The organism is Oligoflexia bacterium, assembly GCA_034439615.1.
GTDB lineage: Bacteria > Bdellovibrionota > Bdellovibrionia > JABDDW01 > JABDDW01 > JAWXAT01.
Map to the genome: position 1 here is coordinate 146,460 of JAWXAT010000003.1, position 6,370 is coordinate 152,829.

Consider the following 6,370-nt stretch of genomic DNA (forward strand, 5'->3'; position numbering starts at 1 on the left):
TCTCAGGAGTGTCAAAATCCATGCTTATGGAGCTGGAAAATTTTCATTATTTGATCTCAGGTGCACAAAATCGGCCCTGGCTCGTATTTATACATGGTCTAGCTGGTTCGAGCTCTAACTGGCGAAAGATTATTCCTCACTTTGAGGGCGACTATAGAGTCTTAGTTTATGACCAGCGAGCTCATGGCAAAAGTTTCGCCCCAGAGTCAGGGTATGCCCCCGAAGACTATGCGGGGGATCTTAAGTTTTTACTCGATTCGTTGAAAATTTCTAAAGCAAGTATTGTGGGTCACAGCATGGGTGGACGCACGGCCCTTTGTTTTGCAAACTTGTATCCTGAAATGACTGAAAAATTAGTGATTGAAGATATTGGCCCGGGCAAATCGGAAGTAAATGGAAGCCAATTAGCAAAGCGTTTGAAATCTATTCCTGTTCCATTCACTGATAAAATAAGAGCTAAACAATATTTATTAAATGATTTTGGCGACTCAAAACTTGGAATGTTTCTTTACACAAATATTGTCGAAGATGAAACAGGTCGAGGTGTATGGCGCATTCGAATGGATAAGATCATTGAAACTTTAGAAAATGGCCGAAATAAAGATCGATGGTTTGAACTCGAGAAATTAACGTGTGCAACACTCGTAATTCGTGGCGAGTTAAGTGAAGAGTTATCAGCGCAGGAATTTACGAAGATGCAGGCTAAAAACCACGTTATAAAAGGTGTAGAAGTATCGGGCGCAGGGCATTGGGTACACTTTGATCAACGACTGGTATTCATTGAAATTTTGCAAAAATTCTTACAAGCTTAGCTGATTTTAATGCCCATTTTGAAGCTGCTTTTTGTCGTAATGGCTAAAATATTGGCATCTCACACGTATTATAAAGCGGTTTAAATAGCTGAGTTTGCGGCACATTCATTGCTCTAGTACTTGTTCTAATCTTTATTGGAGTACAAGCGATGCAAAAAATGATGTCTCAAACTTTGGTTTTTTTACTCACACTCACTATCGGCTTTTCACAGAGCTTTGCAGCTGACCCAATGGATGATCGAAAACTCTATTTTGCCGAAGAAAATATTTTTAGAAAATTGATGAATAATCCTGCGTTGGCTGAAGAATATCAAAACCTTCAGAGCAGTATGCTTTCAACTCGTACTGATAGAAATCTTCGCGGATTTTTTATGACTCAACCACTCATGCAGCCCTTACTTGAAATTGCCAGTATGCTCAATGATTCTACTGTTGAAACCTACGTAGCCCAAGGCTCAATTAACATGTTGGGTATACAAGGTGAAAAATCAACTCCACAACATGAGATGATTGATAAACTTGTAATTGAAGTGGCCCGTGAACTGGGTTTTAGCGATGGAGCTATTCAAAACCGAAAAGTATTCGTAGTCGCTGGTGACGCTAATGCTGCAACTGTAAGTGCATCTAGTGATAATATTTTTATATTGCTCCATTCTGGACTTATACATTCAATGACCCCAGATCAATTGCGAACTGTTTTAGCCCATGAACTCATGCATATCAGGCTTAAACATAATATCGTTTCATTTATGAATGAAACATTACTCTCGGCGATAGCTTCCGAGATTGGTGTGGGTGGTTCTGGTCTTTCGCTTAACGTTAAAGAAGAATTATTTAAAAATAGAATGAAGCGCGTTGCCTTTAAAACTATGAATCCTCAAAAAGTATTTGGAGTCGGTAAAAAACATATTGCAAATTCTGAAGCTGAGTTTGAAAAATTCTTCACGTCAAACTTTATCAGTAACGGGCAGTTTGCAAAAATCCTTCAACAGATTCAAATTTATTTTGCCAAAATGCCCGAGCAGGAGCGTGACTTGTTATTTAATAGTTATCTAGAAATTATTGACCTTGCTGTGGAGCGAGCACAAAGACCAGCACATATAGTTGAATTCACAAAAGGTATGAGGGCGGCATTAAATAGTAAAAACTCAGCACAGGTATTAGACATAAAACAATTTTCACGTTGGTCTGACGATGTTGGTAACATGATTTCACGTGAGAATGAACTTTCTGCTGATCGTGGCGGTGCCACTACGGGGCGACACGAAGATGTGGCCGCTGCATTTGCGAAGCTTTTTGGTATTCAATTTGAATCAGAGCACCAAGAGGCTGTTCTTGAGCTGGCTATTAAACGGGCTACTGAATTTTACATGAAATATGGCCCTCAAGTAAGAGCTCAATTGATTTCGGGTTCACATCCGCCATTGATTTTGAGAATGGCCACGATTCTAAATCTTGATAAATTTTCAACACGACTTTTTGGCCATGAATATTTAAAACTCTTAACTTTTGAGCAAACGCTTCGTGAAAAAGTTGAAGTAATAGACATTGCCTTAGTGGGAGAAAAAGATATCGAGTTCAAAATTATTTTAGGAAAAATAAAAGCCGATATAGCTCAGGGCCTTGAAATACTTCAAAATGCACTGCTTGATCTCATGGTTAGAGAGGTTGCAAGCTCTGGGGGTGTGCCACGTATTAAGTATTTTTTAGAGTACCAACTTGCAATGCGTGAAATTAAAATCAATGTTTACAATTCTTTAATTTCTCATAGGCGCCAAAGTATTAAGTCCTTTAAAGACCAAATGCCCGAAGATGCATTTAGCGAGCAATTACGACAAACCGATATGTTAGAAGTTCAATTACGTAACAGCTTGAGTAAAGAAGATTCATTTGCACAAAAACTTCGTAGTCGTTTGTTTGAGGTCGGAAAATCTACTGAGATCACAAGTGATTCTAAAAAAATGATTCTTCAAGCCATACTTAATTTAAATTTGATTAATACCAGCCGAAACATTGAAGATGTTCATCAGATTAAATTGCTTTTACCTTATCGCGATGGACAACCTTCAATATTACCAACAGATCTGCAGAGTCGATTAGATATACCTGGATCAGGGCTTCTACACAAAGGGCCGATTACCAAAGCAAAATTAGTAGATGATAATATCAAAAATCAAACTCCAGCTGAAGCACTTCTTATGAAACAAGATGTGACTATGCGCTTAAGTTGCGAAGCAATATTGGGTGCAATCAAGACAAAATTAAAAACTCAGCCGTAAGATTCTGTGTGGATATCTGCTAGTGGAAAACCTTTACCAAGCAATAGTTCTTTTACAGACTTAATCATGGCAGGATTTCCACAAAGATAAAATTGTGTAGGCCTTTTAATATCTAATTTATCAATGGGCTCAGTAACGCGACCTTTGGAGCCTTTCCAGCTTGCATCAGGTGAATCCAAAACATAATCAACGTGCAACCTGGGGAGAATTTTTTGAAGTTCTTTTAATTCTTTATCGTAAAAAATTTCTTTTTCATTCCACACACCCATAAAAACTTTGAAATCAGTATTTTTAAGGGTCTGTGCTTTACTGGCGAGCATGCTGTAAAAGGGAGCAAGGCCCGTACTTGTGCAAACAAAAACTACTTGTTCAGCCGGCGGTTCTTTTAAAAGAAATTTTCCAAATGGTCCGGTGAATGGAATTTCTTCGCCACCTTTAAGGGTGCGTACCCAATTTGAAGCAATACCTAATTCATAATGTTTAATAACCAGTCGAACGTCAGTTTTATTTTGCTCAGCTGAGGCGATAGAATAAGCGCGAGGTGAGGGTTTTCCATCAACAGGTGGAAGTTGAAGCATTACAAATTGACCAGCTTTAAACTCAAGGCCTGGAGAATCCATGGGCTGCAAGTAGAGCTCTTTTACAGAGGGTGTGATGTCAGTAATTTTGGTGAGCTTGAATTTTAGATCTTTGCGCGGCATTGGGTATCCCTTGTTAAAGCCAAGATAATCGCTTAGTTAACGTACGGGCCCATAATCTATTGGCGCATACGTTCTGTCAATATTTTTGGGCTTTGAGATGAATGATGTTGGTGCTAAATTACGGCCGATTATGCAGTATGATGTTTTACCAACCTTAGAAGATTACGAGAGATTTTCCGAAGAACATCTCATAGAGCGCATTCGCTTTCATAAACAACGCGCGGGGTCAGACCTTGTTATTCTAGGGCATCATTATCAAAGACCCAAGATCACACAGCTAAGTGATTATGTCGGAGACAGTTACGGCCTTTCTGAAAAAGCGGCACATTCACCCGGTAAACAAATTGTTTTTTGTGGCGTAAGGTTCATGGCTGAGAGTGCCGCCATATTATGTAAACCAACCCAAAGTGTTTATCATCCTGACCCTGACGCTGGTTGCCCCATGGCTGATATGGCCAATATAGATCAAGTCAAAAAAGCGTGGTCCACAATTCATCAGTGGTTAGATAAATCTCAAAAAGTAATTCCTGTAACTTATATGAATTCTACTGCAGATCTCAAAGCGTTTTGCGGTGAGCGTGACGGCATTGTATGTACATCATCAAATGCAGAAAAAATTTATAAATGGGCGTATGAACGAGGAGAGAAGATTTTCTTTTTTCCGGATGAACATTTAGGTCGCAATACGGGTAAAAAACTAGAAATACCATTAGAGAAAATGATTTTGTGGGACCCAAAAAAGGTAGATGGTGGTTTAACAAAAGAAGAAGTGCGCCAAGCAAAAGTAATCTTGTGGGCTGGGCATTGTCCGGTGCATATGGAATTTAAAGCGCGCGATATTAAACATGTGCGCAAGTTTTTTCCGGGTTGTAAGGTGGTCGTTCATCCTGAGTGCGAAAAAGAGGTGGTTGATTTAGCCGATGCCTCAGGGAGTACAGAATTTATCGTGAAATATGTAGGCGAGCTACCGCCAAAATCTACTGTATTTGTCGGTACTGAAGTGAACTTAGTTACAAGGCTTCAGCAGATGTTTTCGGATCGGCGGGTTTTTAAGCTTCAAAGAAGTCTTTGTCTCACCATGTATCAAATCAATCTGTCAAATCTCTGCTACACCCTTGAACATCTAGAAAATTTAGAAAAAGTGGAGTTAAACCTAGATATTAAGCTCAACGCTAAAATAGCCCTTGATCGCATGTTGGCCCTTAACTAAGTAAAAAAGCCATCATGGGTTGAATTGAGGGAAGTATTCAAAAAGATTTGGCTTTTTAGGTGGTTCCTGGCATAAATAAGGCTGAAATGATGAGTGAATATTGATCACTAAGAAAACGAGTTTCGACATTGAAGTTTGCTGAATTTGATTTACGACCCGAACTTTTAGAAGCGTTATCGGCAATTGGTTTCACCGAGTGTACACCTATCCAAGAAGCAGTCATACCCTCAGTTCTAAAAGGCAAAGATGTCTCAGGCCTTGCACAAACAGGTACAGGCAAAACGGGTGCTTTTGTTATTCCTTTGATGGATCGCATCTTAAGATTGCGAGCTGGTGAAACAGGCGAGCGTGTTCCTACAAATTGGAAGAAAAATAGTTTTGTTTTAGTTTTGGTTCCAACACGTGAACTTGCTGCACAAGTTGAAGGTGCTGTTTCTCAATTTGGTAAAAACGCGAGCATGCGTTCAGTGGTCATCGTGGGTGGCAGCGCGTACGATGATCAGAAAAAAGCACTTCATCAAGGTGTTGAGTTTGTTGTCGGAACACCTGGCCGAATTTTAGATCTTTATAAATCACATGACCTTGATCTTAACGGTGTTGCCGCTATTGTTTTTGATGAAGCTGATCGTATGTTTGATATGGGCTTTAAAGACGACATGACTTTTATCTTAAGGCGTGTGCCACGAGACAGACAGTTTTTATTATTCAGTGCTACCCTTAATTTTGAAGTTTTAAATACATCTTATCAATTTGGTGCTGAGCCCGTTGAATTTAATATGAGTCGTGATTCAGTTACGGCTGAAGGTATTGATCATTCTATCTTGCATGTTGGCCAAGAAGAAAAACCCATGTTTTTGTTAGCACTCCTTAAAAAGTTTGATCCAAAACAATGCATCGTATTTAGTAATTTTAAACACAACGTTACTCGCATCGCAAAATTTCTAAAAAATAATGGTATTGAAGCTATGGAGATGAGCTCACTTTTGAGTCAAGCTCAGCGCAACCGTGTGTTTGAATCTTTTCGTTCAGGTAAAAAACAAATCCTCGTTGCTACAGATGTTGCCGCTCGTGGCCTAGATGTTAAAGGAATTGATCTTGTCGTTAATTATGATCTTCCTGATGAAGCAGAGGGCTATATTCATCGCATAGGTCGTACAGGGCGAGCGGGTGGAAGTGGTCGCGCTGTAGGTATGGTTAGTGACCGTGATGTCGATGCACTTGGGCGTATAGAGGCTTATTTAAAAGATAAAGTAAAAGTAGATTGGCTTGAAGAATCAGAGTTGATCAAAGAATTTAAACCATTTCCAACAGAGTTTGAGCGTGATGATAAAGGCCCGCAATCAGCAGGGCGACGACCTGCTCTTCGGC

General features: G+C 39.6%; 4 protein-coding genes and 1 pseudogene. 4 read left to right on the forward strand and 1 reads right to left on the reverse strand.

Going from position 1 to position 6,370, the window contains the following annotated elements; all coding sequences use genetic code 11:
- Positions 1-20 precede the first annotated feature (20 nt).
- Both SGI74_01060 and SGI74_01065 read left to right on the forward strand, forming a co-directional pair.
- A complete protein-coding gene (locus SGI74_01060; protein MDZ4676071.1) occupies positions 21-812 on the forward strand; it encodes an alpha/beta hydrolase in 792 nt (263 codons plus the stop codon).
- Between the two features lie 149 nt (positions 813-961).
- The gene (locus SGI74_01065) at positions 962-3,091 is read left to right on the forward strand and encodes a M48 family metalloprotease (protein ID MDZ4676072.1); all 2,130 of its coding nucleotides are present in this window, start codon (positions 962-964) and stop codon (positions 3,089-3,091) included.
- Positions 3,092-3,153: 62 nt separating this feature from the next.
- On the opposite strand, the pseudogene SGI74_01070 reads toward SGI74_01065, so the two are convergent.
- Positions 3,154-3,792 (reverse strand): annotated as a pseudogene (locus SGI74_01070) (FAD-dependent oxidoreductase).
- 97 nt (positions 3,793-3,889) lie between these two features.
- Here SGI74_01070 and nadA point away from each other — a divergent pair.
- The gene (gene nadA / locus SGI74_01075) at positions 3,890-5,002 is read left to right on the forward strand and encodes a quinolinate synthase NadA (GenBank protein ID MDZ4676073.1); all 1,113 of its coding nucleotides are present in this window, start codon (positions 3,890-3,892) and stop codon (positions 5,000-5,002) included.
- Between the two features lie 128 nt (positions 5,003-5,130).
- A partial coding sequence (locus SGI74_01080) for a DEAD/DEAH box helicase (protein ID MDZ4676074.1) occupies positions 5,131-6,370 on the forward strand: 1,240 nt, incomplete at its 3' end.